General features: G+C 69.8%; 26 protein-coding genes and 1 tRNA gene. 8 read left to right on the forward strand and 19 right to left on the reverse strand.

Annotated features, from left to right (window positions below; all coding sequences use genetic code 11):
- Positions 1-510: 510 nt before the first annotated feature.
- The 4 genes from ABZX22_RS26795 to ABZX22_RS26810 form a co-directional block, all read right to left on the reverse strand.
- On the reverse strand, positions 511-1,008 hold the full coding sequence (locus ABZX22_RS26795; protein WP_354913838.1) for a hypothetical protein: 498 nt from the start codon (positions 1,006-1,008) through the stop codon (positions 511-513).
- Positions 1,005-1,520, reverse strand: coding sequence for a hypothetical protein (locus ABZX22_RS26800; RefSeq protein ID WP_354913840.1), 516 nt, complete (start codon positions 1,518-1,520; stop codon positions 1,005-1,007). The genes ABZX22_RS26795 and ABZX22_RS26800 overlap by 4 nt, the downstream gene beginning before the upstream one ends.
- A gap of 88 nt (positions 1,521-1,608) precedes the next feature.
- Positions 1,609-2,610 carry an ABC transporter ATP-binding protein gene (locus ABZX22_RS26805; protein WP_354913842.1) on the reverse strand — a complete coding sequence of 334 codons (1,002 nt, stop codon included), beginning with the start codon at positions 2,608-2,610 and terminating at the stop codon, positions 1,609-1,611.
- A 98-nt stretch (positions 2,611-2,708) separates the two neighbouring features.
- Positions 2,709-3,236, reverse strand: coding sequence for a TetR family transcriptional regulator (locus ABZX22_RS26810; RefSeq protein WP_354913844.1), 528 nt, complete (start codon positions 3,234-3,236; stop codon positions 2,709-2,711).
- Positions 3,237-3,292: 56 nt separating this feature from the next.
- Between ABZX22_RS26810 and ABZX22_RS26815 the strand changes: the two genes are divergently transcribed.
- Entirely contained in the window at positions 3,293-3,691 is a 399-nt protein-coding gene (locus ABZX22_RS26815; RefSeq protein WP_354913845.1) for a nuclear transport factor 2 family protein, read from the forward strand.
- Positions 3,692-5,415: 1,724 nt separating this feature from the next.
- On the opposite strand, the gene rplL is transcribed toward ABZX22_RS26815, so the two are convergent.
- The 8 genes from rplL to ABZX22_RS26855 all read right to left on the reverse strand — a co-directional run bounded on the left by rplL (position 5,416) and on the right by ABZX22_RS26855 (position 11,298).
- Positions 5,416-5,802 carry a 50S ribosomal protein L7/L12 gene (rplL, locus tag ABZX22_RS26820; protein WP_354913847.1) on the reverse strand — a complete coding sequence of 129 codons (387 nt, stop codon included), beginning with the start codon at positions 5,800-5,802 and terminating at the stop codon, positions 5,416-5,418.
- A 72-nt stretch (positions 5,803-5,874) separates the two neighbouring features.
- Positions 5,875-6,399 (reverse strand): 50S ribosomal protein L10, encoded by a 525-nt coding sequence (rplJ, locus tag ABZX22_RS26825; RefSeq protein WP_354913849.1) that lies wholly within the window; start codon positions 6,397-6,399, stop codon positions 5,875-5,877.
- 248 nt (positions 6,400-6,647) lie between these two features.
- Positions 6,648-7,484, reverse strand: a complete 837-nt coding sequence (locus ABZX22_RS26830; protein ID WP_354913851.1) for an LppX_LprAFG lipoprotein — start codon at positions 7,482-7,484, stop codon at positions 6,648-6,650.
- Between the two features lie 1,132 nt (positions 7,485-8,616).
- On the reverse strand, positions 8,617-9,336 hold the full coding sequence (gene rplA, locus ABZX22_RS26835; protein WP_354913853.1) for a 50S ribosomal protein L1: 720 nt from the start codon (positions 9,334-9,336) through the stop codon (positions 8,617-8,619).
- A gap of 108 nt (positions 9,337-9,444) precedes the next feature.
- Complete coding sequence (rplK, locus tag ABZX22_RS26840) at positions 9,445-9,876, reverse strand: 50S ribosomal protein L11 (RefSeq protein WP_327087736.1); 432 nt, start codon at positions 9,874-9,876, stop codon at positions 9,445-9,447.
- Positions 9,877-10,060: 184 nt separating this feature from the next.
- Entirely contained in the window at positions 10,061-10,849 is a 789-nt protein-coding gene (gene nusG, locus ABZX22_RS26845; RefSeq protein ID WP_354913855.1) for a transcription termination/antitermination protein NusG, read from the reverse strand.
- 51 nt (positions 10,850-10,900) lie between these two features.
- Positions 10,901-11,149: a preprotein translocase subunit SecE gene (gene secE / locus ABZX22_RS26850; protein ID WP_354913857.1), complete on the reverse strand. Its 249-nt coding sequence runs from the start codon at positions 11,147-11,149 to the stop codon at positions 10,901-10,903.
- A 76-nt stretch (positions 11,150-11,225) separates the two neighbouring features.
- Positions 11,226-11,298: transfer RNA gene (locus tag ABZX22_RS26855), tRNA-Trp, on the reverse strand.
- Positions 11,299-11,453: 155 nt separating this feature from the next.
- Here ABZX22_RS26855 and ABZX22_RS26860 point away from each other — a divergent pair.
- Entirely contained in the window at positions 11,454-12,665 is a 1,212-nt protein-coding gene (locus tag ABZX22_RS26860; protein WP_354913859.1) for a pyridoxal phosphate-dependent aminotransferase, read from the forward strand.
- Positions 12,666-12,777: 112 nt separating this feature from the next.
- On the opposite strand, the gene ABZX22_RS26865 is transcribed toward ABZX22_RS26860, so the two are convergent.
- From ABZX22_RS26865 to ABZX22_RS26885, 5 genes are read right to left on the reverse strand one after another with little or no spacing between them, the layout of a single operon-like run.
- Positions 12,778-14,124 (reverse strand): hypothetical protein, encoded by a 1,347-nt coding sequence (locus ABZX22_RS26865; protein ID WP_354913860.1) that lies wholly within the window; start codon positions 14,122-14,124, stop codon positions 12,778-12,780.
- Positions 14,117-14,611: a SigE family RNA polymerase sigma factor gene (locus ABZX22_RS26870; RefSeq protein WP_354913861.1), complete on the reverse strand. Its 495-nt coding sequence runs from the start codon at positions 14,609-14,611 to the stop codon at positions 14,117-14,119. The genes ABZX22_RS26865 and ABZX22_RS26870 overlap by 8 nt, the downstream gene beginning before the upstream one ends.
- A 56-nt stretch (positions 14,612-14,667) precedes the next feature.
- Positions 14,668-15,273, reverse strand: coding sequence for a hypothetical protein (locus ABZX22_RS26875; protein WP_354913863.1), 606 nt, complete (start codon positions 15,271-15,273; stop codon positions 14,668-14,670).
- Positions 15,274-15,304: 31 nt separating this feature from the next.
- Complete coding sequence (locus ABZX22_RS26880) at positions 15,305-16,213, reverse strand: PASTA domain-containing protein (RefSeq protein WP_354913864.1); 909 nt, start codon at positions 16,211-16,213, stop codon at positions 15,305-15,307.
- A complete protein-coding gene (locus tag ABZX22_RS26885; RefSeq protein ID WP_354913866.1) occupies positions 16,210-16,704 on the reverse strand; it encodes a SigE family RNA polymerase sigma factor in 495 nt (164 codons plus the stop codon). Before ABZX22_RS26885 ends, ABZX22_RS26880 begins: the two co-directional genes overlap by 4 nt.
- Before the next feature lie 68 nt (positions 16,705-16,772).
- Here ABZX22_RS26885 and ABZX22_RS26890 point away from each other — a divergent pair, with 68 nt between their 5' ends.
- Positions 16,773-17,804, forward strand: a complete 1,032-nt coding sequence (locus ABZX22_RS26890) for an adenosine deaminase (protein WP_354913868.1) — start codon at positions 16,773-16,775, stop codon at positions 17,802-17,804.
- Here the strand turns inward: ABZX22_RS26890 and ABZX22_RS26895 are convergent.
- Positions 17,793-18,608 carry a hypothetical protein gene (locus ABZX22_RS26895; RefSeq protein ID WP_354913870.1) on the reverse strand — a complete coding sequence of 272 codons (816 nt, stop codon included), beginning with the start codon at positions 18,606-18,608 and terminating at the stop codon, positions 17,793-17,795. The genes ABZX22_RS26890 and ABZX22_RS26895 overlap by 12 nt on opposite strands.
- Complete coding sequence (locus tag ABZX22_RS26900) at positions 18,595-19,152, reverse strand: RNA polymerase sigma factor (RefSeq protein ID WP_354913872.1); 558 nt, start codon at positions 19,150-19,152, stop codon at positions 18,595-18,597. The genes ABZX22_RS26895 and ABZX22_RS26900 overlap by 14 nt, the downstream gene beginning before the upstream one ends.
- Positions 19,153-19,246: 94 nt before the next feature.
- Between ABZX22_RS26900 and ABZX22_RS26905 the strand changes: the two genes are divergently transcribed.
- The 5 genes from ABZX22_RS26905 (at position 19,247) to ABZX22_RS26925 (ending at position 25,652) form a co-directional block, all read left to right on the forward strand.
- Positions 19,247-19,981 (forward strand): class I SAM-dependent methyltransferase, encoded by a 735-nt coding sequence (locus tag ABZX22_RS26905; RefSeq protein ID WP_354913874.1) that lies wholly within the window; start codon positions 19,247-19,249, stop codon positions 19,979-19,981.
- A gap of 473 nt (positions 19,982-20,454) precedes the next feature.
- Positions 20,455-22,320, forward strand: coding sequence for an acyl-CoA dehydrogenase family protein (locus ABZX22_RS26910; RefSeq protein WP_354913876.1), 1,866 nt, complete (start codon positions 20,455-20,457; stop codon positions 22,318-22,320).
- 261 nt (positions 22,321-22,581) lie between these two features.
- Complete coding sequence (locus ABZX22_RS26915; RefSeq protein WP_354913878.1) at positions 22,582-23,859, forward strand: extracellular solute-binding protein; 1,278 nt, start codon at positions 22,582-22,584, stop codon at positions 23,857-23,859.
- Positions 23,860-23,922: 63 nt separating this feature from the next.
- Entirely contained in the window at positions 23,923-24,807 is an 885-nt protein-coding gene (locus ABZX22_RS26920) for a sugar ABC transporter permease (protein ID WP_354913880.1), read from the forward strand.
- A complete protein-coding gene (locus tag ABZX22_RS26925) occupies positions 24,807-25,652 on the forward strand; it encodes a carbohydrate ABC transporter permease (RefSeq protein ID WP_354913882.1) in 846 nt (281 codons plus the stop codon). The genes ABZX22_RS26920 and ABZX22_RS26925 overlap by 1 nt, the downstream gene beginning before the upstream one ends.
- Positions 25,653-25,718 lie beyond the last annotated feature (66 nt).

Below are 25,718 nucleotides of genomic sequence, written 5' to 3' on the forward strand. Positions count from 1 at the left end.
GGGGCTCCTGGATGCGCGAAAAGGAAACGCGACGGGGACCGGCGGGTACGGCGGAGGCGTTGCGCGAGGCTGCCAACAGATGTCCTTCCGAGGGCTCGCGGCGGACTGACTACACGCACGCCAGACAACCTCGCAACGTGAGCAAGAGAAGCGGGTCGTCAAAGGGCAGCGCAAAGGGGCAGTGTAGCCGAACGGCACACGCCTGTCCACTTCGCTCTCGCTGCATGCTCCACGTTGTCCGCAGCATCGCCCGTCCGAGCGGAAACGTCAAGCCCGCGAGCCGGACTTTCGGCCAACTCAAAGCCTGGACGCTGGGATTTCTTCCCTTGGTGACAGATGGCTAGCCGTAGGCCCCAAGACGATACCCGCGAGCCGGGGCCGCTAACGCTCTGTCACACCGAGGTCTGAACCCATGCCGACGATCGGTGGAACCGTGACGGATGTACCCGTCTCACAAGGCTCGCTAAACCTGGAATTTGATAACAATTGAATGTCGGGACATGCCCGACATCAACTGCTGCCTACCAAAGTGGAGAGATCACCCACCAACCACCGCGAACCATCCTTCACCATGACGAGCCGTACCCGATTCTGGATCACCTGCTGCCGTGGTTCGGCATCGCTCTGCGCCTGCTTGGTCGTCCCCATGTTCACGAACAGGAGAACCGACACCCTGTCCGGCGTGGCGTCCTGCACGGCGGCCCCCGCGACGGAGACCTCCTGGACCGTCCGCTGCTCGGTGGCCCGGGGCACGAGCGACCTGCGCAGCTCCTGGTAGCGGCCGGCCAGCTCGCCGGTGGTGAGGGCCTGCGCCCTGGTGAGATCGTCCTCGATCGTCCGGTAGTTGTACGACAGCAGGTCGGGCGCCAGCGCCCGGGCCGCGGCCAGCGCCTGCTCCCCCGCCGCCCGCCCCTCGCGCAGCTCGCTCAGCTCCCCGTGCATCCGCAGCGAGACCCAGCCGAGGAAGGTCACGGCCGCGGCGAGCAGCGCCGCCATGACGACTCTCACAGCACCTGCTCCGCTTTCGCGACGAGCCATCGGCCGCCGACCTTGGACAGGTCCATCGACCAGCGGTAGTAGCGGTCCTGCTGGGGCGTCCCCGTGCCCTCCCAACTGATCGTGGAGTCGGCGACGACCAGCACCTTCGCGGCGTCGCCCGCCATCGAGACCATCCCCGAGGCGCGCACGACCCCGGTCTGGACGACCTTGTTGGCGATCGTGGTCTCCCTCAGCTTGGGCGCCCCTGCGTGGTACTCGTCGTAGGCGACCCCCGTGGAGGTCGCGAGGATCTTGGCGATGCTGGCGTCGGCGCTCTTGTAGTTGAGCGAGAGCAGGTTGAGCGCGTGGGCCGCAGCTGCGTCGATCGCCGCCCGGCGGTCGGTCGCCGCCGCCTCCTCGTCGCGCAGCTGCGCGCTCAGCCAGAAGGCAAGCCCCGTGACCAGTACGAGGATCGCCGCCAGCGCGACGATCAGCGCGCGCACCACGGTCGCCGACCGGGAGGAGTCAGCACTGCCTGCCATATCGCGGGATCATAACGCTCGACCCATTCGTCCAGGCCCCGAACATCCGGGCGGGCATCGGTGGAGCGTCCCGCCGGACGGCGCCGCGTCAGCGCACGCCGTTCATGTGCGCGTTGACGAGCCGGGGATACTCCTCCAGCCAGTTGCGGCCGCGCTCGTCGACGAAGGAGCCCTGCGGCGGGATCACCCCGTTGGCGGCCAGCCACGAGCCGGGCGGCTTCTGCGTCCGGCGGATGCCGTTGCCGCTGGGCATCAGCTGCGGCGGGATCGGCGGCAGCGCGCCGGGGTCGTGACCCATCTGCGCCTCGGCCTCCAGCTCGGAGACGTCCTTCTCCTCCGACATGCCGATCGGGCCGTGCCTGCGCGCGTTGAGGAACTGCCTGACCACCGGCTCATCGCTCGACAGCAGCATCTCGCGCGGGCCGAACATCACCAGCTCGCGCCGGAACAGCAGCCCGATGTCGTCGGGCACCGTGCGGGCGGTGTTGATGTCGTGGGTGACAATGAGGAACGTCGCCTCGATCTCGGCGTTGAGGTCGACGATGAGCTGGTTGAGATAGGCGGTCCGGACCGGGTCGAGGCCCGAGTCGGGCTCGTCGAACAGGATGATCTCGGGGTCGAGCACCAGGGCGCGGGCCAGCCCGGCGCGCTTGCGCATGCCCCCGGAGATCTCGCCGGGCAGCTTGCCCTCCGCGCCCACCAGGCCCACCAGCTCCATCTTCTCCATGACGATCTGGCGGATCTGCGACTCGCTCTTCTTGGTGTGCTCGCGCAGCGGGAAGGCGACGTTGTCGTAGAGGCTGAGCGAGCCGAACAGCGCGCCGTCCTGGAAGAGCACCCCGAACAGCCTGCGCAGCTCGTAGAGCTTGTTCTCGCTGCAGTTGGCCAGGTCGTAGCCGTCGATCCAGATGTGGCCGCGGTCGGGACGCAGCAGGCCCACGAGGGTCTTGAGGAAGACCGACTTGCCGGTGCCGGACGGCCCGAGCAGCACGGAGATCTCGCCGGCGGGGAGGGTCAGCGAGACGTCCTCCCAGATGACCTGCCGACCGAACGACTTGGTCAGCCCATCGACCACGACCTCGACGCCCACAGTCACCTTCCCATCGCCGGTGGTAAGGGATCGCTGTTACGGAGCTTCCCGTGAATTGGAATCCATTCCAATAAAACACCGGGATTGTTACTGGGCGGTTATGTCAGCGCCTGCAACGCCGGGCGGAGCAGCCTGGCCACCTCGTCGGGCGGGACGTCACGCAGCTCGTCGAGGTCGAGGAGCTGATGGCCGATGGTGACGCCGAGCAGTACCAGCGTGATGAGCGCGGCCTTGGGAGTGGCGTCCCCGCCCTCGATCGCCGCGGCGATCCGCTCGATCTGCCCGCTGAACGTGGCCCGCGCCGACGCGGCGGCCTCCGGATGGGTGAGCATCGAGCGCATCACGGCCAGCGAACTCTGGGGCAGCTCGCCCAGCTTGACGCCGAGCGAACCCAGCAGGTCGTCGACCAGCCGCTCGGCGTCGTCGCCCGCCACCTGGACGGCCCGCTCGAACAGGCCCTGCTTGCTGCCGAAATGCTGCATGACCAGGGCAGGGTCGACGCCTGCCGCGCCGGCGACGGCCCTGATCGTGGTGCGTTCGAAGCCTCTTTCGGCGAACAGCCCACGAGCCGCCTCGAGGATCCGCCGTTCGGTCCTGGCCCTGCGTTCGGCCCGCGTCAGCGTCACGCCGTCACTCTACTGGCCCCTTGTTCGCTCAACGGTTGTTGAGTAAGTTGGCCGGCATGACAGAGATCGTCACGCGCTTCCACGACGCCATGCGCCACATGTCGGCCGACGAACTCGCCGACCTCTACGCCGAGGACGGCGTCCACGAGTTCCCCTTCCGGATGGCGGGGATGGTGCCGCGCTACAACGGCAGGGAGGAGATCAGAGCCGGATACACGGCCTCATGGGGCGCCAGCCCGGCCGTCGTCGAGGACATCCGCAACGTCGTCGTCCACCAGAGCGTCGACCCCGAGGTGCTCGTGGTCGAGCACGAGACCGCCGTCACGGTGGACGGCCGGCCGTCCACGGTGCCCGGACTGCTCGTCCTGCGGGTGCGCGACGGGAAGATCGTCCACACCCGCGACTACATGGACGCCACCGCGGTCGCCGGCCTGCGCTCAGGCCGTACAGGGTGACGCCGCGCCGACCGCGCGCGGCGCAGCTCTCCCGCACCCGGGCGGTCATCATGACGGCCCCACTGCCACCGGTGCGGGCGCTCGGCTCCATGCCGCCGACGAAAGCGCGCGGGCTGGTCAAGCGGTTCGGTGACTTCACCGCGGTGGACGGGGCGACGCGTACGCCACCAGCCGCACCAGCGCCGGCGACTGAGAGTGGCTCCTCCCTCCCGGACCTCCTGCTGGAACCGGGCGAGGGTCGGCGCGGGGTCAGCGCCGGTGCAGCCGCCGACCACCATGACGGGTAGCCCGGCGCCAGCTGCATTCATGGCCTCGGCGATCGACTCGGCGTGGCCTGCCTCGCCGACGCGGTAGTCGGCGCTCGTGGCGGTCCAACACCAACGACCATGGGCGGCGCGGTGGCGGTGGGCGCGGTGGCGGTGGGCGCGGTGGCGGCGGTGGCGACCCAAGGTGTACGGCTCGGCACCCGCCTTGAGCAGCGCGGTGGCCTCGATCGCTGAGTGCCGGAGGAACAACACCCCACCCCCGCCTCCGGTCGAGGAGGCCCGGAGCCGTTGCCGCAGGAGAACCCGTGCGGCGGCGCGCCGAACGCCCAGGGATCCGGAAGCACACCCACCCGGCGACCGCCCTCGCCGCACATCACCGTCCTCCGGATCTCGCTGCGCTCCCGAACCTCGCCATTCCCCCGGACCTCGCCACTCCCCCGGACCTGGCCCCCTCGGGACCTCACCATCCGCCGGACCATCGAGGCCATCGCCACCGCGAAATCACCGGAGCCACCGGGGTCTGCGAGGAACGCCGGAGCCACTCCCGGCAGGCAACAGGGGACGCGCGGGAACCGTCCCCGTCCTGCGCGCCGTGGGGCGCCGGACCGTCGTGGGGACGGCCCGGCTTTGTCGTTATCCCGAAGGATCCACGGGCCGACGTCGCCATCGCAGGATCGCCGGGGTCGGGGCCATCCCGAAGAGCCCGCGAGCCGACGCCACCATCCCCGGACCGCCCACACCGAGGCCATCCCGAAGAGTCCACGAGCCGACGCCACCATCCCCGGACCGCCCACACCGAGGCCATCCCGAAGAGTCCACGAGCCGACGCCGCCATCGCAGGATCGCCGGGGTCGGGGCCGGGCTGGCCGTCGAGGGGCCCGTGGTGGGGATCCGCCCGTGTTTGGCGAACCTGCGGTCTCCACCGCATACGCCGCGGCACCCACACCGCGCCCAGGTGCCGTCAGGCCCGCCGGGGCGAACGACCACCAGCCGGCCCGGCTCTCCGTAGAGCTGGGGGATCGCGTCCGTACCGCGAACCTACGAAGTCCAACGCTCATGACCCGCCAAACACGCCGCCACAGCCACCACTGCGGCCACGCTCACGACCCGGCCTCGGCCTCCCGCCACACCCCATCGACCGACACCGGCTGCCGTGGACTCGCTCCGGCTCCTGACCCGCGGGACGGAAGGCAGGCGGGACAGCGCGCCCCGCCGAGAAAGAGGCGGGCTGGGACAGCGAGCGTCACCCGGCAACGCGCGGACGGGACCGGCGGATGACCAGCACCACGGGTGACCACGGGTGACCAGCACCGCGAGTGGCTAGAACCACGAGCGGCCAGGACCGTAAAAGCCGGGACAACTAGAAACCGGGACGAACAAAGAGCCGGGACAAACAAAAAGAGCGGAACCCACCCGGCACCAGGGTGTGTTCCGCTCTTTTCAGAAAGACGCGCCGTCTTACTTGACGGTGACGGTGGCGCCGGCGCCCTCGAGGGCAGCCTTGGCCTTCTCCGCCTGGTCCTTGTTGACCTTGCCGTCGAAGACCGGCTTGGGAGCGCCGTCGACCAGGTCCTTGGCCTCCTTCAGGCCGAGGGAGGTCAGCGCGCGGATCTCCTTGATGACCTGAATCTTCTTGTCGCCGGCGGCCTCGAGGATGACGTCGAACTCGTCCTGCTCCGCGGCCTCCTCAGCGGCGGCGACCGGGGCGGCAGCGGCGGCAACGGCGACCGGGGCGGCAGCCTTGACGTCGAAGGTGTCCTCGAACAGCTTCACGAACTCGGAAAGCTCGAGGAGGGTCATCTCCTTGAACGCGTCGAGCAGCTCGTCGGTGCTGAGCTTCGCCATGATGTTTCCTCCGTATGGATCTTGCTAAATGGTGTTACGGGACCGCGGTTGAAGTTGCGGCAATCCCCGGTCTTACTCGCCCGCCTCGGCGCGCTTGGCGCGGAGGGCGTCGGCCAGCTGAGCCATGTTGGTGGGCAGCGCGGCGAACACGGCGGCAGCAGCGGACTGCTTCGCCTTCATCGCGCCGGCCAGCTTCGCGAGGAGAACCTCGCGGGACTCGAGGTCAGCGAGCTTGGTGATCTCGGCGGCGTCGAGGGCTTTGCCCTCCATGAAGCCGCCCTTGATCACCAGAAGGGGATTGGCCTTGGCGAAGTCACGCAGACCCTTGGCGGCCTCGACCACGTCGCCCGTCACGAAAGCGACGGCCGTCGGGCCGACCAGCAGCGAGTCGAGACCCGTCACGCCGGCCTCGTTGGCCGCGATCTTGGTCAGGGTGTTCTTCGCCACGGCGAACTTCGCGTTTCCACCGAGCGACTTACGCAGCTCCTTGAGCTGTGCGACGGTGAGACCGCGGTACTCGGTCAGAACGGCGGCGCTGCTGCCCTCGAACTCACTCTTGAGCTCGGCAACCGCTGTCGCCTTGTCCGCCCTCGCCATGGGCCTCCTTCCAGATGTGCCGCCGGCGAAGGTCTCCGAACATGGAACAAGCCCCGGCGCAGGCGCACGGGGCTCACCCATATGGCAGGAACCACACGGGAAGAACTCGCATCTCACCTACGCGGGCCGTCCACATGACGTGGATCCTTCGGTCACCGGGCCTTGAGGCACCCGGCGACGACCGGCGGTCTTTGGCAAGGACCAGAATAGGGGGCGACTCGTCAAGATGCCAAATCGCCCCCGCTGGATCAGTTCGTGTTCTTGGGGAACTCGCCCACCTGGTCGGCGGGCGGCGCGGCGATGGAGACCGGCTCGTTGAAGCCCTTGAAGAACAGGTTCGCGCTGAACTTCGCGCCCTTCTCGTCTCCGGACATCGCCACCTTGCGCGGCAGACCGTCCGTGCCGACCCAGATGTCGAAGGCGACGTTCTGCAGCTCGGCCAGCTGCTGCCTGGCCTGCTCCTGCTCGTCGGCAGGCAGCTGCTGCACGGCCGCGTCCACGGGGAACGTGCCGCTGTAGTGGGTGGCGTCGACGCCGCCGACGCTCTCGGTGCCGACCTGCTTGACGTTCTGGGAGGCGGTGACGAGCTTGGTGACGTTCGCCAGGTCGAACCGCTGGACCTGGTCGAGGAGCTGCTTCGCCTCCGCGCCGCCCTCACTGACCGGGACCTTGATCCACGGCTTGGTGGCGCCGAGCATCTTGTTCAGCGCGTCGACCTTCACGTAGACGGTGTCGCCCTGCAGCACCACACGCCCTCCGCCGGGCAGGCTCTGCCCGCCGAAATTGGCGGTGTCGAGCGTCAGGTCGGCGGCCAGCTGCGGCTTGCTCTGGTAGACCATGCGCCCCTGGACCTTGCCCGTGCCCTCCTGAGGATGCGACAGGTCGATCACACCGTCGACGGTGTAGCTGGTGACGTCCTGCGTCCTCTGCGCGGCCTGCTCCAGGACCTCGGCGGCGGCCAGGTTGGCCTGGATGGGGACCGCCACACCCGTCGCGGTCGTTCCGGTCGATCCACAGCCCGCGACCGCGACAAGGGCGGCGGCGCCCGTCGCGGCGACGGCGAGACTAATCCTGCGCTTCAGCATGCCTCTGACACTACGTCTCGGATTCACGCATTTTGGCTTCCCTCGATCAACTCAGGGAAACGCCAGGGTCATCCCTGACTGCCACCCTCCCCGTCCGACCCGCCGCCCGACCTCCCCCACCAGCCCGGACGACAGGCGACACGCATGCATCCGCTTTACACGGATTCACAAGTCTCGCTCCTCGCTGTCTCGGCCACGCGAGGCTCCCCTCTCCCCTCTCCACAGGCGCAAGGATTTCCTCCCGGCAAGCGTGGGCATCCGTCCCACCCGATGGGCGCCGGAGTACCGCGATCACACGCCCCTCTCCCATCCGGCGCGATCCCATTCATCCGGCACGCGTCCCGTTCACCCGGAGGCGCGCGATCCGCCCACCCGGCAGGCGCGATACGTCCACCCGACGGGCCCGGAATTCCGCCATCCGGCACGCGTCCCGTTCACTGGCAGGCGCGATCCGCCCATCCGGCGGGCCCGGGATTCCGCCCATCTTGCGGGCGCTGGATTCCGCCCACCGACCCGTACGGCAAGCCCCGCCACGCGCCACCCCAGGCGCGTGGCGGGCGTCTGTCCCGGGATACGCGTCATCGAGCGCGCGTGGCCGGCCGCCGCTACGGAAGGCCGATGAAGGGCCGTCCGTGACGGCGGGACGCGGCTGGGCTCGAGGAGCGTCCCTTCGACGGAGGGCAACCGGTGACCACGGAGGCGCCTGACCCAGCTTGCCGTACAGACCGGCAAACGCCCCGAGCCGCACCCAGGCCGCACACCAGCGAACATCCCGAGCCCCACCAGCACAGCGCCGCACAGACCGGCACGCGCCCCGAGCCCCACCAGCACAGCGCCGCACACACCAGCCAACACCCGAGCCCCACCAACACGGAGCCGCACCGGCATGAGGTTGGGCGAGGCAAGGGACGCCGCTCCGAGGGCCGCCGCGCGTGGAAACACACGGCCCTCGTGCGACGAAGACAGAAGACGGACGGACGCCGGAGACAGACGGACGCCGAGACAGGCAGAGGCAGGAGACAGACAGAGGCAGGAGACAGACGGACGCAGGAGACAGACGGACGCGGGGGGTGGGAAAGGGGAAGGCCCCCGCAGGGAGATCCTGCGGGGGCCTTCGAGTGAGAGGAAGGGGTCAGCCCTCGAGCTCGGCGGTCATCGCGCGAGTCACGTTCGGGTCGACGGGAACGCCGGGGCCCATCGTGGTCGAGAAGGTGACCTTCTTCAGGTAGCGCCCCTTGGCCGCGGACGGCTTGAGACGCAGCACCTCGTCAAGGGCGGCGGCGTAGTTCTCGATGAGCTGGCGCTCGTCGAACGACGTCTTGCCGATGATGAAGTGGAGGTTCGCCTGACGGTCGGTGCGGAACTCGATCTTTCCGCCCTTGATGTCGGTCACGGCCTTGGCCACGTCCGGCGTGACGGTGCCGGTCTTGGGGTTCGGCATGAGACCGCGCGGGCCGAGCACGCGGCCCAGGCGGCCGACCTTGCCCATCAGGTCGGGGGTGGCGACGACGGCGTCGAACTCGTTCAGGCGGTTGCCCTTGGCGATGTCGTCGATGAGCTCGTCGGCGCCGACGATGTCGGCGCCGACCTCGCGGGCAGCCTCGGCACGGTCACCGGTCGCGAAGACCAGGACCCGGGCGGTCTTACCGGTGCCGTGCGGGAGGTTGACCGTACCGCGCACGATCTGGTCGGCCTTGCGAGGGTCGACACCCAGCCGCAGCGCCACCTCAACGGTGGCGTCGAACTTGGTGGTGGTGGTCGCCTTGGCGAGCCTGGCGGCCTCGGCGGGCGTGTAGAGCTTGTCGCGGTCGACCTGGGCCGACGCGTTCTTGTGCGCCTTGCTGCGCTTCACTTCGGATCTCCTCGGTGGAGTCTGTGGTCACGGGCCAGCGCCTGGCCCTCCCACGGATGGAACAAATGGACTGCTGGGCAGAAGCCCGTCGGGTGACGGTGGTTCTACCTACTCCGCGACCGTGATGCCCATCGACCGGGCGGTGCCGGCGATGATCTTCTCGGCGGCCTCGATGTCGTTGGCGTTGAGGTCGGGCATCTTGGTCTCGGCGATGCTGCGCAGCTGCTCGCGGCTCAGCTTGCCGACCTTGTCCTTGTGGGGGACCGCAGAACCCTTGTCGAGGCCGAGCGCCTTCTTGATCAGCTCAGGCGCCGGGGGCGTCTTCGTGATGAAGGTGAAGCTGCGGTCCTCGAAAATGGTGATCTCAACGGGGATGATGTTGCCCCGCTGGGCTTCGGTGGCAGCGTTGTACTGCTTCACGAAGTCCATGATGTTGACGCCGTGCGGACCGAGGGCGGTACCGACCGGCGGGGCGGGCGTGGCCTGGCCAGCGGGGAGCTGAACCTTGACCAGCGCCGCGATCTTCTTCTTCGGAGGCATGTGTCCTTCTCCGGGTCCTGATCGTGTTGCCGTCCGCTCGCGGGTGCGGGCGGACATGTCGGAAGGCCGTCCTTCGCGTGGACGGCCTGCCGAACGTCTGTGGTCGACGGAAACGAGTGACGGATCGCCGGCGGCTGGCGCACTGCCGGGGTCACGCGTTACCCGTCGAGTGTATGCGAGCCCGTCAGATCTTCGAGACCTGGTTGAACGACAGCTCGACCGGGGTCTCGCGGCCGAAGATCGACACCAGCACCTTGAGCTTCTGCGACTCGGGGCTGATCTCGCTGACCGAGGCGGGCAGCGTGGCGAACGGACCGTCCATGACAGTGACCGACTCGCCGATCTCGAACTCGACGGCCGGGCCCGAGGCGGCCTTGGTGGTGGCCTTCTTGGCCTCCTCCGTCGGCTCGGGCGCCAGCAGCTTGGCGACCTCGTCGAGGCTGAGCGGGCTCGGCTTGTTGGAAAGGCCGACGAAGCCGGTCACGCCGGGCGTGTTGCGCACCGCGGCCCAGGACTCGTCGGTCAGGTCCATCCGGACGAGCACGTAGCCGGGCAGCACGCGCTCCTTCACGGGGACCTTCTTGCCGCTCTTGAACTCCTGGACGGTGTGCGTGGGCACCTCGACCTGGAAGATGTAGTCCTCCATGTTGAGCGACACGTTGCGGCTCTCGATGTTGGACTTCACGCGGTTCTCGTAACCGGCGTAGGAGTGGATGACGTACCACTCGCCGAGCTGTCCGCGCAGGGACTGCTTGAACTCCTCGACAGGGTCGACGGCTTCCTCGGCCTCGTCGGCCTCCTCAACCTCGTCGGCCTCGTCGACGACGGTCACCGGAGCCTGCTCGGACTCCTCGACATCGTCGTCGGCCTCCTCGGCCTCATCGAGCTCGGTCTCCTCGACCTCGTCGATGGCCTCCTCGGCGGCGACGTCGTCGTCCCACTCCTCGCGAGGGGTGTCTGAAGTCTCGGACACGGTGACTTTTCCTCTTTCGTCGAATCGAATGGTGCCTTGTCAGGCGTCGGGTCAGCTACCGCCGAAGATCCGCAGGACGCCCTCCGTGAGCAGGGCGTCAAGCCCCGACACGATCGCAACCATGATCAGAACGAATACCAGAACGACCGTGGTGTAAGTGATGAGATCCTTACGCGTCGGCCAGATGACCTTGCGCAGCTCGTTGACGACCTGCCGATAGAAAAGGGCGGGCGAAGTGCGCTTCTGCTTCTTCTCGCCGCTCGGCTTGCCTGCGGTCTCGCTGTGCGTGTCGATCGCCACAGTCCTCACCTGATCTGTCGTATCCAACGCAGTTGCGCGGCGCGCTTGCACGCCTTGCTGCGCGGACCGCACTCAGCAGGGCAAGAGGGACTCGAACCCCCAACCGCCGGTTTTGGAGACCGGAGCGCTACCAATTGCGCCATTGCCCTATGTCGTCAACCACACTACATCGATTGACTGCCTGTCCGGACCGATCGCCGCATCGACATGCGGCGGCAGGACCATGCGAAAGTGTACGGGCGAATGACCTCCACGTCGAACCAGAACACGATCGCCCAGGTCGGGACGGCTTGCCCGCACTACGATGGACCCCATGTCCAGCCGCATCTCCGCACGCATCTCCGCGATCTCAGAGTCCGCCACGCTGGCCGTCGACGCCAAGGCGAAGGCGATGAAGGCAGCGGGCCGTCCCGTCATCGGCTTCGGCGCCGGCGAGCCCGACTTCCCCACGCCCGGCTACATCGTCGAGGCGGCGATCGAGGCGGCACGCGATCCGCGCTTCCACAAGTACACGCCCGCGGGCGGCCTGCCCGAGCTGAAGCAGGCGATCGCCGCCAAGACCCTGCGCGACTCCGGCTACGAGGTCGACGCCTCGCGCGTCCTGGTGACCAACGGCGGCAAGCAGGCCGTCTACCAGGCGTTCGCCGCGCTGCTCGACCCGGGTGACGAGGTCCTGGTCGTCGCGCCGTACTGGACGACCTACCCCGAGGCGATCAAGCTGGCCGGCGGCGTGCAGGTCGACGTCGTCACCGACGAGACGACCGGCTACCTGGCCTCCGTCGAGCAGCTGGAGGCGGCCCGCACCGAGCGCACCAAGGTGCTGCTGTTCGTCTCGCCGTCCAACCCGACGGGCGCCGTCTACTCGCGCGAGCAGGTCGAGGCCATCGGCCGCTGGGCGGCCGAGCACGGCCTGTGGGTCGTCACCGACGAGATCTACGAGCACCTGGTCTACGGCGGCACCGAGTTCACCAGCATCGCCACCGCCGTGCCCGAGCTCGGCGACAAGGTCGTCATCCTGAACGGCGTCGCCAAGACCTACGCGATGACCGGCTGGCGGGTCGGCTGGCTCATCGGGCCCGCCGACGTGGTGAAGGCCGCCACCAACCTGCAGTCCCACGCCACCTCCAACGTCGCCAACGTCTCCCAGATGGCCGCCCTCGCCGCCGTCTCGGGCGACCTGTCGGCGGTGGCGGAGATGCGTGAGGCGTTCGACCGGCGGCGCAAGACCATGGTCAGGATGCTCAACGACATCCCCGGCGTGGTGTGCCCCGAGCCGATGGGCGCCTTCTACGTCTACCCGTCGGTCAAGGCCCTGCTCGGCAAGGAGATCAGGGGCCGGCGCCCGCAGACCTCGGCCGAGCTGGCGGAGCTCATCCTGGAGGAGGCGGAGGTGGCGGTCGTGCCGGGCGAGGCGTTCGGCACGCCGGGCTACTTCCGCCTGTCCTACGCGCTGGGCGACGACGACCTGGTCGAGGGCGTCAGCCGGCTGCAGAAGCTGCTGGCCGAGGCGAGCTGAACCGAGGCCCGTCCCCTCTCCTACCCCGGACACCACCCCCGGCCGTCGGCACGGCCGTGGTGGTGTCCGGGTCCGCTCCCGGTCGCGTGCCGGCGAGACTCCCAGGGCCCCGCTACCGGGCGGGGGCCACCTGGATGCCGCGGGCCACCGCCATGAGGTCGTTGACCAGGTCGTCGCTCACCTGGACCCGCACGCCGTACCCCGGTCTGGCCGTCCACAGCACCATGCGGCCCCTGGACAGGCCCGTGCCCGTCACGATGTCGCCGACCAGGGCGGGCCGGCTCCCCACGGTCGTCCTTCGCAGACCGCTGAACCTCTCGCTCGTGGGCCACGAGACGTGCGCGAGATCCTGCGGGGTGCGCGCCCGCTCCCCCTTCACCACCTCGACCAGGACCGAGCTGCCCGCCCTGGTCCACCATCTGCCGCGGCCGTCCATGCCGCCGTCCTGCCCTGCCGTGAACCCCGGTGGGAGATGCGTGACGGTGAGCCCCTCGAATCTCAGGGGCAGGCCCCGCGTGGCGGGAACGGGGACGATCCCGGCGAGGACGCGGTCGATCTCGGGTTCGAGGTTCTCGCTCATCCTGAGGACGACCCCGACTCCGGGCTCCTGCAGCCACAGCCGGCCGGTCAGCCGGCTCCTGGCGCCGTTGCGGTAGGCGGGCCTGCCGTTGACGGTCGTGCGCGTCCCGTTCCGCCAGTCCCCGGCGCTCCAGGCGGCCAGCTCGTCCAGCGAGGCCGCGTGCCTGCCCCTGACGACGGTCAGCGTGATCTGCCTCTCGCCCGCTCCGGTCCACGTCTTGGCCGTCTCCCCGTCGCTCCTCATGGTGACGCTCTCCAGGTGGAGGCGGGACGGAAGGTAGGAGACGCGCAGCCCTTCCACGACGCCGCCGGCCGGTCCCGTGGGGTCGGTCACCTGGAGTTCTTCGGCGATGGTTCGCACCTCGGCGACGTGGTTCGCGCCGACCGTCACCCTGAGAAGCAGCCCCTGACGCTCGCTCCAGAGCAGGTCCGTCCCGCCGGGGGAGATCTTCGCCTGCCGGCCCCGCGTGGACGTCAGCTGCCCTCCGGCCATCAGCCCGGGCGTGTCGAGGCCGTCCGCCCCGCCGTACCTGCTGACTCTCACGAGGTCGGCGCCCGAGCCCCAGGTGAGCGTGCCCGCCAGGAGCCTGCCCTCGCCGGAGTGACCCTGGACCGGCTCGCCCAGGCCGGGAGGGACGTGGCGGACCACGACGTCGTCGAGGCGGCCCGTGGTGCTCGGCGTGGTGGCCACCCGCTGCTCCCTGGGCGCCAGCACCCATCCGGCCAGCGCCAGCGCCGTCGCCGTCACCACCGCCGCGATCGCGTGCCTGGTACGGCGCCGCCGCAGCGAGCGCCGTACCACCCGTTCCGCGAGGTCGGGGGCGGCGGCGAGATGGGCGGTGTCCTCGGCCATGGCCTGCCGCAGGCTGCTCTCAAACATCGCTCGGCACCTCATCCATGACGATCAGCCCGCGCAGCTTCGCCAGCGCCTTGGCGGTCTGGCTCTTGACCGTGCCGACGGCGCATCCGAGGGTCTCGGCGGTCTGCGCCTCGGTCAGGTCCTCCCAGTAGCGCAGCACCACCACCGCCCGTTGCCGGGGCGGCAGCAGGCGCAGGCCGTCGGCGAGAACCTGACGCAGCTCGACGCCCGCGTCCGCGCCCGCCACCGGCACCTCGGGGAGCGTGCCCATCGGGATGAACCGCAGGACGGCCCGGCGTCTGGCGCGGTTGATCGCGGTGTTCACGATGATGCGCCTGACATAGGGTTCGGGGTCGACGTCCTTGCGCAGGCGGTGCCAGCTGCGGTAGGCGCGCTCCAGCGCGGTCTGCAGGACGTCCTCGGCCTCCTCGCGCGAGCCGCAGGACAGGTACGCGAGGCGTAAGAGGCTGGTGCCGCGCGCCGCCACGTACTCGGCGAACGCGGTCACTCGGTGGTCTCCATACCCCTTGTGTACGCCTGGGGCCGCGAGAGGGTTGCCCGGGATCAGCCGGGCGACCGGACGGAGGCCGCCAGTGGGACGAGCGCGTGGGCCAGGCCGTCGCTGACGCGGATCCAGGCGCCCGTGCCGGTGCGCTCCAGCCAGGCGATGACCATGCCGCCGCCGGGATGCCTGCCGACCAGGGCGGGCCTGCCGCGGACGGTGGTCTTGCGGGGCTTGGCGACGCTGACGCGCTCGCGGTAGGTCTCCCAGTCGGCGGCGACCGTACCGCGCTCGACCTGGACCTCGACGAACGCCGCGCCCGAGGCGTAGCGGGCCCAGCCGCCCTCGACGCCGGGCTCGGGCGCGATGGCGCCGCCGCCGGTGCGGGTGAGGCCTGACGGCAGGTAGGTCAGCCAGAAGTTGTCGGCGACGACCGTGATGCCGGGCACGGTGTCGGGCACCGCGTCGGGCACCGCGTCGGGCACGGCTTCGGTGGGGACCGGTGGAGCGGGGGTGGAGATGGCGGGCGGGGCGGCGGAGGGCGCGACCCGCCCGAACCCGGAGGAGAAGATGGCGTAGATGGTCAGAACCGTCACCGCCAGGGCGGCGAGAGCGAGCGCGGCGCGCCGTCCCCCGCCCGTGCCGGCGACCAACTCGTCAGGCGCCATATCTCCTTGGTGCCCACCGACCCCGCCATGGTCACTTCGCGGGGCGCACCCCCTCGGCGATCTTCTTCAGCTCGGCGCTGATCTCCTCCGTGCTGAGCTCCTTCGCCCGGGACGGGCTCATCGCCACCTCGACGGCGAGATCGTCGGTGAGCCTGAAGCCGAGGGTCGGCGTGCAGCAGGGCTCCTTGCGCGGCTGCGCGCCGAGCTTGTTGTAGTCGCCGCCCTCGTCGATGTCGCCGAGGTAGCCCTTCCTGTCGCCGACGTCGACGCGTTCGACGCCCTCGCGCTTCAGGGTGTCGTCGACGCGCGCGCCGGCCTTGCCCTCGTGGACGAAGACCTGGATGCCGTAGTAGCCGTTCGGCTCGTCGGGCAGGTCGTAGGTCGTCGTGTAGGAGGTGCCGCCGGACGGGCCGTCCCACTTGTTGGACCACTTGCCCCACGCCAGACCGTGCGGCACGTAGCCGAGCGTGATGCCGCCGAACGTGCGGCCGTCGCCCAGGTCGCCGAGCGCCTGGGGCGGGGCCTCCCCGAGCAGCAGCCGGACCGTGGAGCCGGAATCCACCTCCGTGCCCGGCTTGGGCTCCTGACCGAAGACCTTCTCGTCCCCCGTGGCCTTCTCGGCGACGAGGCCGGCCGCCTGCAGCGCCGCCTGCGCCTCCTCGAACGTCTTGCCCGTCATGTCGGGCACGGTCACCTTGGTCAGCACCCGCACGGTCGACGTGCCGTTGGCCACGCCGCTCGACTCGGGCCCCGCGGTCACCGCCAGGTAGACCGGCACTCCCGCGGCCAGGACGGCCGTGGCCAGCGCGGCGCCCGCCGTACGGAACCTGATGACGTGGGCGCGGTGCCTCCTGCGCACGCCGGCGCCCAGCGTGGGTGCCGCCTTGACCTCGGCCACGCTCGCCGCCATGGCGTCCGCGAGGGCTTCCTCCACCTTCATACGAGCACTCCTTCCTTGACGTTCTCGCGGATTCTGGCGAGCCCCCGCGCCGCCTGACTCTTGACCGTGCCGAGCGAGCAGCCGAGCATCTGCGCCGTCGCGTGCTCGCTCATGTCCTCCCAGTAGCGCAGCACCAGGACGGCCCGCATGCGCGCGGGCAGCTTGCGGAGCTCCGCGATGAGAGCGTCGCGCAGGTCGAGATCGGGTGAGCGGGCCTCCGTCTCGGGCGGCCTGGAGAACGTGATCTCCTGGATGACCTTGCGGCGGCGGGCGGCCGAGATGGCCGTGTTGACCACGATCCTGCGGGCGTACGCGTCGGGGTTGTCGTGCCTGATGCGCGGCCAGTGCCGGTAGACCTTCTCCAGCGCGTGCTGGACCAGGTCCTCCGCGTCGTGCTGGGTGGCCCCGCACACCAGGATCGCGGTACGCAGCAGGGACGTGCTTCGGGCGGCAAGGAACTCGTCGAAAGCCGCCTCGTCTTCTTCCTTCATCAGCGAGATCCCCTTTCGCCCCTCCCAACGCGTCAACCGGGGGTCAGGTTGAGTGGCACCATATGGAAATGCCACGTCCGCTCGCCGCCCTTCCCAAAGCCCACCTTCACCTGCACTTCACCGGGTCGATGCGGCATTCGACGCTGATCGAGCTGGCCAGGGAGCAGGGCCTGCACCTGCCCGACGCGCTGGAGCAGGACTGGCCGCCCCAGCTCCACGCGACCGACGAGCGGGGCTGGTTCAGGTTCCAGCGCCTCTACGACATCGCCAGGTCGGTGCTGCGCCGCGAGGAGGACATCTACCGGCTGGTGCGCGAGGCGGCGCTGGACGAGGCGGCGGAGGGGTCCGGCTGGCTGGAGATCCAGGTCGATCCGTCGGGTTTCGCCCCCAGGTTCGGCGGGCTGACCGCGACGCTGGAGCTGATGCTGGACGCGGTGGCGAAGGCCGCGGCGGAGGCGAAGATCGGCATCGCGACGGTCGTGGCGGCCAACAGGACCAGGCACCCGCTCGACGCCAGGACGCTGGCCAGGCTGGCCACCCAGTACGCGGGCGAGGGCGTGGTCGGGTTCGGCCTGTCCAACGACGAGCGGCGCGGGCGCGCCCGCGAGTTCGACCACGCGTTCAGGATCGCCAAGCGCGCGGGGCTGCTGGCCGTGCCGCACGGGGGCGAGCTGCTGGGCCCGGAGAGCGTCGAGGAGTGCGTCCACGACCTCGGCGCCGACCGGGTGGGCCACGGCGTGCGGGCGGCCGAGTCGCCGCGGCTGATGGAACGGCTGGCCGACCGGCAGATCTGCTGCGAGGTGTGCCCCACGTCGAACGTGGGCCTCGGAGTGGTCGAGGACGCGTCGGCGGTTCCGCTGCGGCGCCTGTTCGACGCCGGGGTGCCGATCGCGCTGGGCGCCGACGACCCGCTGCTGTTCGGCGCGCGGCTGCTGCCGCAGTACGAGCTGGCCCGCGCGGTCTACGGCTTCTCCGACGCCGAGCTGGCGGAGCTGGCCAGGCAGTCGATCAGGGCGTCGACCGCGCCGGAGCAGGTGCGCAAGGAGCTGCTGCGGGGAGTGGACGACTGGCTGGCCGCCCCTGATCCCTCAGCGGAGTGAAGCGGCGATCTCCAGCGCCCGCCGCCTGTCCGGCACCCCTTCGAGCCTGACGGCCACCTCGCCGTCGAACCAGACGAGGGTCGGGCCCGCCAGGCGCAGGGGCAGCTCGGTGCCGTCCTCCCGGTCGACGCGGCTGAGCCGGTGCTCGCGGCCGATCCACCAGCCTTCGGCGCCGTCGACGCTGACGTGCTCGGGCCAGGGCTCGCCGAGCTGCTTGACGAAGTAGGGTCCGAGGCCGTCGAACTGGTCGATCCTGGTGCCGTCGGACCAGAACAGGGAGACGATCCGGCCGCCGTCGCTGACCGTGACCCGCTCGGGCTCGCCCAGCTCGGCGGGCACCTTCACCGGGAACCTCACCAGGCTTCGCGCCGCGTCGAGCGTGACGGCCCGCTCCCCCGGCAGCGGCACGGGCGAGGCGGGCGGCGTGCCGTTCTCGCCCACGCGCAGCTCGATGCCGGCCAGCCGCAGGACGTGGACGACGGCCGCCCTGCCCTGCGGGGTGGCCGCGGTGAGCGCGACGACCGCGACCAGGACGGCGGCCACCAGCCCCCACCTGGACCTGCGCCACCCCCGCCGGCCCACGGGCCGGGCGCCAGGCCGCCCCACGAGATCAGTCGCGCGGCCGGAATCGTCGTCGGCCTCGGGCCGCGGGGCGGGCTGTTCGAGGCGGGCCCGTACGGCGGCGGCCACGTCGGCGGGCGGCGGGGCGGCGGGCACGTCGAGGAAGCCGGCCAGGGCCGTCAGCTCCGCCTCGAGATCGTCGTCCGGCGGTGTCACGCCGGGCTCGTCGTCAGGCGAGGTCACGTCCCACCTCCTCCCTCAGCCTGGCCAGACCGCGATGCGTCCTGGACTTGACCGTGCCGACCGGCCAGTCGAGCACCTGTGCCGTCTCCTGCTCCGACAGCTGCAAGAAGTACCTGCAGACCACGGCTTCCCGTTCCCGATCAGGCAGCTCGCGGACGGCGGCCAGCAGCCGCGCCCTGCGGTCGTCGGCGATCGCCGCGCCCTCCGGGTCGTCGGGCGCCTGCGCGGGGGCGAGCGCGCCGAGCCGCAGCGTCAGCTCCGACCTGCGCCCGCGCGACCGGGTCAGGTTGTGCGTCTCGTTGGCGACGATCCGCAGCAGCCACGGGCGGAACGGCGCGTCCATCCGGAAGCCGCCCAGATGCCTGAACGCCTTGACGAACGCCTCCTGCACCACGTCGTCGGCCTCGTCGCCCGCGCCGAGCATGGCGGCGGTGCGGTGGGCGAGCGCGCTGTAACGGGCGACCAGCACCTCGTAGGCGGCAAGGTCACCGTCCAGGGATCGGGCTATCGCCTCGGCGTCGTCCATGGGCAGGAGAGATTCCATCGCATGAACGCCGCTTCCGTCCATAACGTGATTGCCAGGGACGACCGGGCACTAGACTGCTGGGCCGACCGGTTTTCCATGGAGGAACGGACTTATGTCATCTGGGTACGACCGCGTGGTGCAACCGGCGGCCGGCGACGAGGCTCTGGAGAACCACCTCGGCGGCGACGAGGCGAAGAACTACCGCCAGTACGAGTTCGACATGGTCGCGCCCCACGTCGGCCGCTCGATGCTCGAGATCGGCTCCGGCCTCGGCCACTTCGCCGAGCAGTTCCTGCCCCGCCTCGACCGGCTCGTGGTGAGCGACTTCGACCCCTACTGCGTCGACCAGCTGCGCAAGCGCTTCGCTGACCGCTCCGACATCGACGTGCTGCACTTCGCGCTCCCGGACCCGGTTCCGATGGAGAAGAAGGTCGACACGGTCGTCATGATGAACGTCCTCGAGCACATCGAGGAGGACTCCGAGGCGCTGCGCTCGCTGGCCCGCGTCGTCACGCCGGGCGGCCGCATCATCATCTGGGTGCCGGGCTACATGCAGCTCTACGGAGACTTCGACAAGAAGGTCGGCCACGTCCAGCGCTACACGCCCAAGACCCTGCGCAGCTCGGTCGCCAAGGCGGGCCTCGACATCGACGTGCTGAAGCCGATCAACTTCCTGGGCGGCATCGCCTGGTGGGCGGCCGTGCGCCGCGGCGGCGTCGGCTACCCCGACCCGCGCCTGGTGAAGATCTACGACCGCACCGTGGTGCCCGCCACCCGGCTGCTCGAGCGCTTCATCCGCCCGCCCTTCGGCCAGACGGTCTTCTGCGTCGCCCGCGTGCCCCGCTGACCCCTTCCGTCCAGCTTCCCGTCCAGCCCCTGTACGACCTCTTGCAGGGCGCGCCCGTCCAGCCTCCCGTACGGCAAGCCTCACCACGGCCACCGAGATCACTCGGTGGCCGTCCGTCTTTCACGCGTACTCCAGCGGGACTCCGGCCGGTCGCCGCTACGTCGCCCGCATGGCCGGCCCCGTGGCCGATGCTGAACGCCTGGGCCGCCCCGCCGCGCCGAGCCGCCACGCCAGCCGGCCCGTCGTCTGCCGCCCCGACCCCGCACGCTCGCCTGCCGTCTCCCTGGAGGGACGCCGGCCCCGCGCGGAGGGTGGGCTGGACCGGGCGTGCCGTACGGGCGCCCGACGACCGGCACCCGCGCACGACGCCCGCCTTGGAGATCCTGCCGAGGGTAACGCCGGCCGGGGATGGTCACGGGCAGGGGTGGGGATCAGAATCCGAAGAGAACGGTGGACGGAGATGGGCGGCCGTTATGACCGAGTACGCGCAGGCGCGAGAGGTGGCGGAGCAGGCCAGGCAGGCCGAATGGGAGCGGCCGAGCTTCGGTAGGCAGCTGTTCCTGGGCGACTTCAGGCTCGATCTGGTGCATCCGATGCCCGCGCTCGACGAATCAGCCACCACGAGGGGCGAGGAGTTCGTCAGGGCGCTGCGGCGCTTCCTCGACCGGCAGGTCGATCCGGCGGAGATCGAGCGGACCGCGGTGGTGCCGGACGAGGTCATCAAGGGCCTGGCGGGCCTCGGCGCGTTCGGGATCACGATCGAGGAGGAGTACGGCGGTCTCGGACTGTCCCACCTGTACTACAGCCGGGCGCTCATGCTGGTCGGCTCCTACTCCCCTGCGCTGTCGGCGCTGCTGTCGGCGCACCAGTCGATCGGGGTGCCGCAGCCGCTGCGGCTGTTCGGCACCGAGGAGCAGAAGCGGGAGTTCCTGCCGCGCTGCGCCCGGGGGGAGATCTCGGCGTTCCTGCTGACCGAGCCGGACGTGGGCTCCGATCCCGCGAGGCTGTCCACGACGGCCGTCCGTGACGGCGACGAGTACGTGCTCGACGGCGTCAAGCTGTGGACGACGAACGGCGTGCTCGCCGACCTGCTGGTCGTGATGGCGAGGACCGGGGAGAGGATCAGCGCCTTCGTGGTGGAGGCCGGCTCGCCCGGGATCACCGTGCAGCGGCGCAACGCGTTCATGGGCCTGCGCGGCATCGAGAACGGCGTCACGCGGTTCGCCGGTGTCCGGGTCCCGGCCAGGAACCGGATCGGCCGCGAGGGCGCGGGCCTGAAGATCGCGCTGACCACGCTCAACACCGGCCGGCTGTCGCTGCCGGCCACCTGCGCGGGCAGCGCCAAGTGGGCGACGAAGATCGCGCGGGAGTGGTCCGCCGCCCGGGTGCAGTGGGGGCGCCCGATCGGCGAGCACGAGGCGGTGGCGACCAAGCTGGCTTTCATCGCCGCCACCGCCTACGCGCTGGAGGCGGTGACGGACCTGTCGAGCAGGATGGCCGACGACGAGTCCACCGACATCAGGATCGAGGCCGCGCTGGCGAAGCTGTTCGCCAGCGAGATGGCCTGGCGGGTGGGCGACGAACTGGTCCAGATCAGGGGCGGGCGCGGCTACGAGACCGCCGAGTCGCTGGCCGCCAGGGGGGAGCGGGGCGTGCCTGCCGAGCAGGTCCTGCGGGACCTGCGCATCAACCGCATCTTCGAGGGCTCCTCGGAGATCATGCGGCTGCTGATCGCGCGTGAGGCCGTGGACGCGCATCTCTCGGTCGCGGGAGAGCTGGTCGACCCGGGCGCCTCCCGGCAGGACCGGACCAGGGCGTTGAAGCGCGCCGGCGCCTTCTACGCCAGGTGGCTGCCCGGCCTGATGGTCGGCCACGGCACGCTGCCGGTCTCCTACGCCGACTTCGGTCCGCTGGCCCAGCACCTGCGGCAGGTCGAGCGGAGCAGCCGCAAGCTGGCCAGGTCCACCTTCTACGCGATGTCCAGGTGGCGGGGCGCACTGGAGCACCGGCAGTCCTTCCTCGGCAGGATCGTCGACATCGGCGCGGAGCTGTTCGCGATGACCGCGGTCTGCCTGCGCGCCGACGAGGACTCGCGCGATCTCGGCCGCCGCCCGGTGGAGCTGGCCGACGCGTTCTGCCGCCAGGCCGCCGCGCGGGTCGACGCGCTGTTCGAGCGGCTGTGGCACAACACCGACACGCACGACGCCCGGCTGGCGCGCTATCTCCTCGAGGGCCGCTACGCCTTCCTGGAGGAAGGGGTGCTCGACCCGTCCATCGACGGTCCGTGGATCGCCTCACCCTCGGGTGACGATGACGTACGCCGTCACCTTGGTGCTTGATTAGTAATATAAAAGGCCTTGTTTCAAGCAGATTCGTGCAGGATGCTCGACACAGGGCGCCCTCGCATCGCATCCGGTCTAGACCGCGTCGGCTTTTGTGTTGTGAAACCGAGACCAGCCGGTATAGACCGGCTGCCGAACAGGGGCTTACTCTGACGCAAACGCGCGGAGCCGCGGCTCGCGCGCACCCCCAACCCCTGGGCGGTGTCAGGTGGCTGGTACGGACCAGCGCACCCGTCCGATGAGAAGGCGGTATCTACGGTGAACATCAAGCTTGTGGGCGGCGCCGCTCTCGGCCTTGCCACCATGCTGGTCCTGTCCGCGTGCGGGGGCGGCGGCTCCCAGCCCGCCACCGGCGGCGACTCCACCGGTCAGGCCGGCGGCCAGGTCACGCTGAAGATGGTGGCCGCCGACTACGGCGACAACCCGACGGCCGACAACGCGGGCACGAAGTTCTGGAAGTCGGTCGTGGACCAGTTCCAGGCGGCCAACCCCAACATCAAGGTCGACGTCCAGGTCATCTCCTGGAACGACATCGACAAGCAGGTCGCCACCATGGTCCAGAACGGCCAGGTGCCCGACATCCTCCAGACCGGCGACTACTCCGGCTTCGTCAAGGACGGCCTGCTCTACAAGGCCGACGAGGTCCTGTCGCCCGAGGTGTCGAAGGACATGCTCACCAAGTTCGCCGACTTCGGCAAGGTCGACGGCACCGCCTACGGCATCCCGTTCGTCTCCTCCGCCCGCGCGCTGTTCTACAACAAGGAACTGTTCGAGAAGGCCGGCATCGCCGAGCCGCCCAAGACGTGGGACGAGCTCAAGGCCGCGGCGGAGAAGCTGAAGGCGGCCGGCGTCAGCCAGCCGTTCGGCCTGCCGCTCGGCCAGGAGGAGGCGCAGGGCGAGTCCTTCCTGTGGATGCTGGGCAACGGCGGCGGCTACACCGACGCCTCCGGCAAGTGGACGGTCAACTCGCCGGCCAACGTCGAGGCGTTCACGTACGTCAAGGGCCTGGTCGACGCCGGCCTCACCACCCCGAACCCGGGCACCAAGGACCGCAAGACGGTCTGGGAGGACTTCGCCGCGGGCAAGGTCGGCATGGTCAACGGCGGCCCCATGTCCATCCCGATCTTCGACAAGGGCGCCGTGAACGGCAAGTACGCCGTCGCCCCGATCGCCGGCAAGACCGGCCCGCTCGACACGACCCTCGGCGTCATGGACTGGATCATGGCGTTCAACAAGAACGGCCACGCCGCCGAGATCAGGAAGTTCTTCGACTTCTTCTACACCGGCGACGCCACCCAGAAGATCGTCGACAACTACAAGCTGCTGCCCGTGACCAACGGCGGCATCCAGAAGCTGTCGGGTGACGAGAAGCTCAAGCCCTTCCTCGACGCGCTGCCCAACGCCAGCTTCTACCCCTTCAAGGACCCCAAGTGGTCCGAGGTGAACACCACGATCAAGCAGACGATCGGCGGGGCCGTCAAGGACGACCCGGCGAAGGTGCTCGGCGACATCCAGAAGGTCGCCGAGGGCAGCTGATCCTCAGGGGTCGGTACGGCCGGCGCTCCCCCGCGCCGGCCGTACCCGTATGGAAGGTTCTTCATGAAAAGGTTGCGCGTCCTGGAGCCCCTGGCATGGGTCGGGCCCGCGGTGGTGCTGATCGCGGTGGTCGTCCTGTGGCCGGTCATCGAGATGGTGCGGACGTCGTTCCTGGAGGTCAGCCGGTTCGGCGTGGTCCGCGGCTGGAACGGCACCGAGAACTACGACAAGCTCTTCGCCGAAACCGACTTCTGGCCGGTGATGTTCCGCAGCCTCGTCTGGGTGGTCGCGGTCGTCGGGTTCACCGTGCTGATCTCGCTGGCGCTGGCTCAGCTGTTCAACCAGAGGTTCCCCGGACGCAAGATCGCCCGGTGGGCGCTCATCGCCCCGTGGGCCGCCTCCGTGCTCATGACGTCGATCATCTTCAAGTGGATGCTCGACCCCGAGGTCGGGATCATCAACCTGATCCGGCGTGACCTCGGGCTGATCCCCGCGATGGGCGGCGCCGACGCCGACCAGCTCGGCCAGGCCGCCACCGCGTTCCCCTGGCTGATCTTCGTGGCAGTGTTCGTGTCGGTGCCGTTCACCACCTACGCGCTGCTGGCCGGCCTGGCCACGATCCCCTCGGACGTCTACGAGGCGGCCAGGATGGACGGCGCCTCCACGTTCAGGACGTACTGGTCGATCACGCTGCCGCTGCTGCGACCGGCCCTCACCGTCGCCGCGCTGATCAACGTGATGAACGTCTTCAACAGCTTCCCGATCATCTGGTCGATGACCCACGGCCAGCCGGGCTACTCCACCGCGACCTCGACGATCTTCATGTTCATCCTCAAGGGCTCGAACATCGGCGAGTCGGCGGCGATGTCGGTGGTGAACTTCGGCATGGTGATCATCCTCACCGCCATCTTCCTCAAGATCTCCAAGTGGAAGCAGGAGGTGGCGTGATGGCCCACTCCCGTGCCGTCACCGGCGGTCCGATGCCGTCGCTCAAGAAGGTGCTGGTCGCCGCCGCGGCCTACCTGATCGCCTTCGTCTTCCTGTTCCCCTACCTGGTCATGCTGCTCACCGCGCTGCGCCCGCAGGCCAGCCTGCGCGAGGCGGCCTACCTCCCGTCGTCGTTCGAGTGGTCCAACCTGCTGAACTTCTGGACCGGCGGCCTGGCCGACAACCTGCTCGTGACGCTGAAGGTGGCGGGGGGCTCGACCCTGCTGGTGCTCCTGGTGGCGCTGCCGGCGGCGTACTACTCGGCCCGGCACAACTTCAGGGGGCGCACGGCGTTCCTGATCCTGGTACTCATCACCCAGATGTTCCAGCCGACCGCGATGCTCGTCGGCATCTACCGGGAGTTCTTCCAGTTCGGCCTGGTCGACTCGACGTGGTCGCTGATCCTGGTCAACGGCGGGTTCAACCTGGCCTTCGCGGTGTGGATCCTCAACGCCTACTTCGCCTCGATCCCGAGGGAGCTGGAGGAGGCGGCGTTCATGGACGGCAACGGGCGCTTCGGCGCGCTGTTCAGGATCACGCTGCCGCTGGCGATGCCGGGCGTCATCACCGCGCTGATCTTCACGTTCATCGCCGCGTGGAACGAGTTCGTGGTCGCGCTGACGCTGACGACCAGCCCGGAGAAGCAGCCGCTGACCGTGGCGCTGAACTCCTTCATCGGGCAGTACTCGGTGGACTGGCAGAACCTGTTCGCCGGCTCGGTGATCGCCACCATCCCGGTGATCATTCTGTTCGCGCTGATCGAGCGGAAGGTGGTCGGCGGCCTTACCGCCGGCTCCATCAAGTAGACCCCCTCCCCGCGCCGCCGCCCGCGATCCCTCCGCGCGGGCGGCGGCGCACCCCTTTTCCGGGCT

Origin of the sequence: Nonomuraea sp. NPDC003804 (assembly GCF_040610675.1) — a bacterium.
Lineage (GTDB): Bacteria > Actinomycetota > Actinomycetes > Streptosporangiales > Streptosporangiaceae > Nonomuraea.

What these genes read in the sequence shown, in the direction of transcription:
- ABZX22_RS26800 (WP_354913840.1), bottom strand. Translation starts at nt 1,520, where the DNA reads ATGGCAGGCAGTGCTGACTCCTCCCGGTCGGCGACCGTGGTGCGCGCG.
- ABZX22_RS26815 (WP_354913845.1), top strand. Translation starts at nt 3,293, where the DNA reads ATGACAGAGATCGTCACGCGCTTCCACGACGCCATGCGCCACATGTCG.
- rplL (WP_354913847.1), bottom strand. Translation starts at nt 5,802, where the DNA reads ATGGCGAAGCTCAGCACCGACGAGCTGCTCGACGCGTTCAAGGAGATG.
- rplJ (WP_354913849.1), bottom strand. Translation starts at nt 6,399, where the DNA reads ATGGCGAGGGCGGACAAGGCGACAGCGGTTGCCGAGCTCAAGAGTGAG.
- ABZX22_RS26830 (WP_354913851.1), bottom strand. Translation starts at nt 7,484, where the DNA reads ATGCTGAAGCGCAGGATTAGTCTCGCCGTCGCCGCGACGGGCGCCGCC.
- rplK (WP_327087736.1), bottom strand. Translation starts at nt 9,876, where the DNA reads ATGCCTCCGAAGAAGAAGATCGCGGCGCTGGTCAAGGTTCAGCTCCCC.
- ABZX22_RS26860 (WP_354913859.1), top strand. Translation starts at nt 11,454, where the DNA reads ATGGACCCCATGTCCAGCCGCATCTCCGCACGCATCTCCGCGATCTCA.
- ABZX22_RS26865 (WP_354913860.1), bottom strand. Translation starts at nt 14,124, where the DNA reads ATGTTTGAGAGCAGCCTGCGGCAGGCCATGGCCGAGGACACCGCCCAT.
- ABZX22_RS26875 (WP_354913863.1), bottom strand. Translation starts at nt 15,273, where the DNA reads ATGGCGCCTGACGAGTTGGTCGCCGGCACGGGCGGGGGACGGCGCGCC.
- ABZX22_RS26880 (WP_354913864.1), bottom strand. Translation starts at nt 16,213, where the DNA reads ATGAAGGTGGAGGAAGCCCTCGCGGACGCCATGGCGGCGAGCGTGGCC.
- ABZX22_RS26885 (WP_354913866.1), bottom strand. Translation starts at nt 16,704, where the DNA reads ATGAAGGAAGAAGACGAGGCGGCTTTCGACGAGTTCCTTGCCGCCCGA.
- ABZX22_RS26890 (WP_354913868.1), top strand. Translation starts at nt 16,773, where the DNA reads ATGCCACGTCCGCTCGCCGCCCTTCCCAAAGCCCACCTTCACCTGCAC.
- ABZX22_RS26900 (WP_354913872.1), bottom strand. Translation starts at nt 19,152, where the DNA reads ATGGAATCTCTCCTGCCCATGGACGACGCCGAGGCGATAGCCCGATCC.
- ABZX22_RS26905 (WP_354913874.1), top strand. Translation starts at nt 19,247, where the DNA reads ATGTCATCTGGGTACGACCGCGTGGTGCAACCGGCGGCCGGCGACGAG.
- ABZX22_RS26910 (WP_354913876.1), top strand. Translation starts at nt 20,455, where the DNA reads ATGACCGAGTACGCGCAGGCGCGAGAGGTGGCGGAGCAGGCCAGGCAG.
- ABZX22_RS26920 (WP_354913880.1), top strand. Translation starts at nt 23,923, where the DNA reads ATGAAAAGGTTGCGCGTCCTGGAGCCCCTGGCATGGGTCGGGCCCGCG.
- ABZX22_RS26925 (WP_354913882.1), top strand. Translation starts at nt 24,807, where the DNA reads ATGGCCCACTCCCGTGCCGTCACCGGCGGTCCGATGCCGTCGCTCAAG.